Source organism: Citrobacter sp. Res13-Sevr-PEB04-36, from assembly GCF_015672735.1.
Classification (GTDB): Bacteria; Pseudomonadota; Gammaproteobacteria; order Enterobacterales; family Enterobacteriaceae; genus Citrobacter.
Genome location: NZ_JADABY010000068.1, coordinates 1 through 3,498, shown reverse-complemented (window position 1 = coordinate 3,498; position 3,498 = coordinate 1). Strand labels below are relative to the sequence as shown.

The window sequence follows — 3,498 nt, the reverse complement described above, 5'->3', positions numbered from 1 at the left end:
CGGAAAGAAGTTTAGCAAAGAAAACCCGCCGTCATGAACTACACACTTGATTCTTTGCGTCAACAACTGGAAGGTCAGCATTAAGCCAGCAGCTTAATGAACTGCAACGATTCGAACAAAGTTCAATTAATCCTTATAATTATCAACAAGAGAATCATCTTTCTGGCATGGTAAGACAGGAAGTTGACGGCTTTGTTGAATAAATCGAAATTTTGCTGAGTTGAAGGATCAGATCACGCATCTTCCCGACAACACAGACCGTTCCATGGCAAAGCAAAAGTTCAAAATCACCAACTGGCCCACCTACAACAAAGCCCTCATCAATCGTGGCTCCGTCACCTTTTGGCTGGATGATGAGGCTATTCAGGCCTGGTATGAGCCAGCAACGCCTTCATCCCGGGGAAGACCTCAGCGTTATTCTGACCTTGCCATCACTACTGCCCTGGTGATTAAACGCGTATTCCGGCTGACCCTGCGGGCTGCTCAGGGTTTTATTGACTCCATTTTTACCCTGATGGACGTTCCGTTGCGCTGCCCGGATTACACCAGTGTCAGCAAACGGGCAAAGTCGGTTAATGTCAGCTTCAAAACACCCACCCGGGGTGAAATCGCGCATCTGGTGATTGATTCCACCGGACTGAAGGTCTTTGGTGAAGGTGAATGGAAAGTCAAAAAACATGGCAAAGAGCGCCGTTGTATCTGGCGAAAGCTTCATCTGGCTGTTGATGGCAAAATACATGAAATCATCTGCGCAGACCTGTCGCTGAACAACGTAACGGACTCAGAAGCCTTCCCGGGTCTAATCCGGCAGACTCACAGAAAAATCAAGGCAGCAGCGGCAGACGGGGCTTACGACACCCGGCTATGTCACGATGAACTGCGGCGTAAGAAAATCAGCGCTCTCATCCCACCCTGAAAAGGGGCAGGTTACTGGCCCGGTGAGTACGCAGATCGTAATCGTGCAGTAGCGAACCAGCGTCTGAGCGGGAGCAATGCACGGTGGAAATGGGCAACAGATTATAATCGTCGGTCGATAGCGGAAACGGCGATGTACAGAGTAAAGCCACGGTTCGGAGGTTCACTGACGCTACGGGACTATGATGCCCAGGTTGCAGAGGCTTTGGCCATGGTGCGTGCGCTGAACAAAATGACAAAGGCAGGGATGCCTGAAAGCGTGCGTATTGCCTGACAGAAGCAAACAGCTATAGGTATAGCTGCCCCAAATCTGATTTATTCAACAAAGCCTCTATCCACTTACTTGTGCACCAGAAGATATGATGATGTCTGTAAGTGCAATGCATCGTCGCTACTGGTTCACTGATGTACATGTTCGAGGCTCTTATCCTCTATATATGCTCAACTATTTTGATAAGCAGGGGTTTAATCTTGATATTACAGAAGATGATATCGATTTGCTTCAAACTGGTTGTGTGGATTATATCGGATTTAGTTATTATATGTCTTTCGTAACAAAAGCAACGGAAGATAACTCTGATTTTAATTATGTAGAACCGCATCATTTAGTCAAAAAACCATATATTAAAACCTCAGAGTGGGGTTGGCAAATTGATGCTATAGGTATACGTTATTCACTTAACTGGTTCTGGGATCGCTTCCAGTTGCCAATTTTCATTGTGGAGAATAGTTTTGGGGCTGTTGACTCTGTTGAAAGTGATGGAATGATAGATGACCAGTATCGCATTGATTATCTCGCTGCGCATATCAGAGAAATGAATAAGGCCATTTTCGAAGATGGTATCGATTTAATATGATATACCCCTTGGGGATGTATCGATTTAATTTCCGCTGGAACTGGAGAAATGAAAAAACGTTATGGAATGATTTATGTGGATAAAGATAATGATGGCAATGGCTCCCTCGAGCGGAGTCGTAAAAAAACATTTTATTGGTATAAAGAATTGATTTCTCAGAATAGCAATGATATTTAAATATTATTTTTACATATAAAGAAAACATTAAAAGGGACTCTGATGGAGTCCCTTTTAATGTTTCTCATAATAAATAATAAATAATAACCAAACAAATTAAAACACTAAATTCAACAAACCAAAATATTGCTTCAATTTTAAATCCCGTAGTTAACTCTTTGGGTAAAGAACGAATAAAATGATACGCCTCAATACTCATGTCATTATTAAAAACCTTATTATAGGGAAATATTAGACTAAACATGATAAATTGTAATTTCGCAAAATATATACCGGGAGTGACTATTAAACTTGCGGTTCTTGCCAGATTTGCGGTGGCAGGAAGACAACCAAATTTTTCTTCATATAATATTACTATCCTTTTGTATTTTTCATCGTTTATCACATAGGACATAAATATCAAAATTAACATTACAATAAATAATGTTATTCCAAGGCTCATGTTAATGATATTTAGATTATCTATTAAGAATTTTTTCATATATTAGAATACCTGCTGCTTCATTAAATGAATCTGGATCATGTGGTGCAAATTCTGGATTCTCAATATTACTATTTACCATTTCACCGAACCTCTCACCAAATTTCTCCCCCACTTTTTCCGCAATTTTTCCTCCTGCAATACTTGAAGCAATGCCGCTTGCTAAACAAATACCTGCACCAATACCACCGCTTTCAGCGGTAATTAGCCCTAGAACCCAGATACAAGCATTCGTTCCCACGATTCCACCAAGAGCACCGCCAGCAATACCAGCAGTTTGTTTGAAGCCGAATTTACTATACTCAGTTATCGCTGCTTTTCTACATTCGCTCTCTCGCCCTTTTGCGCAAGCCTCATAAACGTTAGTTGTATAACTAGCAAAATCAAGACCAATACCTACATAGCCTGTCGTTCTCATCATTTTTAGAAGTTTGGCGGATTTTTCTATGTAGCTTGCATAACCTTCAATATCTTTCACGCCTGTTTGATCCCACCTATGCATAACGGATTTTGTGGATAAACCCAATGCTTGCTTTATTTGCTCATATTGTTTTAAATTCAATTGTTCTTTTGAAAATTTATTTAAAATACCATCTAACTTTTTAAATAACCTTTCTCTCTGACCGAAGAATTCCTCTCCAGAAATACGGCCAGAATTGTGGTTATATGTTTTTTTATAAAGTTCCTGAATCTCGTTTAATGTTTTATTTATTTCTTCATAGTAAACCCCACCGGCATCCTTTATATAACCTAAAACATCCCCACTTGTTCCTAAAGCATCACTATATAAATTAGATGAAAATATATCTATCGGTGCTCTGTTTTCATACAGTAACTTAGCTTCTTCAGTAGTCAGTAGTTCAAGTGCTTTATCAACTTTGTCCCTAGCTGTTTGTATTTGCGCAATTTTTTCAGGTGACTTAGATAATGGATCAGCAACAACTAAAATTGAACCGGGCTTTTTATTTTTTTCCGGATTCAACTGATGATATAACTCTTTTACTCCCGATGGTGGACTAACCATTAACTCACGTTCATATGATTTAGGTGTCGTCAGTTCTGGTACTA

General features: G+C 40.1%; 1 protein-coding gene and 3 pseudogenes. 2 read left to right on the top strand and 2 right to left on the bottom strand.

Annotated elements, in window-relative coordinates:
* Positions 1-265: 265 nt before the first annotated feature.
* Both IMQ48_RS19855 and IMQ48_RS19850 read left to right on the top strand, forming a co-directional pair.
* Positions 266-1,189: pseudogene (locus IMQ48_RS19855) on the top strand (IS5 family transposase).
* 55 nt (positions 1,190-1,244) lie between these two features.
* Positions 1,245-1,949 (top strand): annotated as a pseudogene (locus IMQ48_RS19850) (family 1 glycosylhydrolase); the annotation flags it as partial.
* A gap of 64 nt (positions 1,950-2,013) precedes the next feature.
* Here the strand turns inward: IMQ48_RS19850 and IMQ48_RS19845 are convergent.
* Both IMQ48_RS19845 and IMQ48_RS19840 read right to left on the bottom strand, forming a co-directional pair.
* The gene (locus IMQ48_RS19845; protein WP_196210353.1) at positions 2,014-2,430 is read right to left on the bottom strand and encodes a hypothetical protein; all 417 of its coding nucleotides are present in this window, start codon (positions 2,428-2,430) and stop codon (positions 2,014-2,016) included.
* Positions 2,408-3,498, bottom strand: a pseudogene (locus IMQ48_RS19840) (hypothetical protein); the annotation flags it as partial. The pseudogene IMQ48_RS19840 and the gene IMQ48_RS19845, both read right to left, overlap by 23 nt.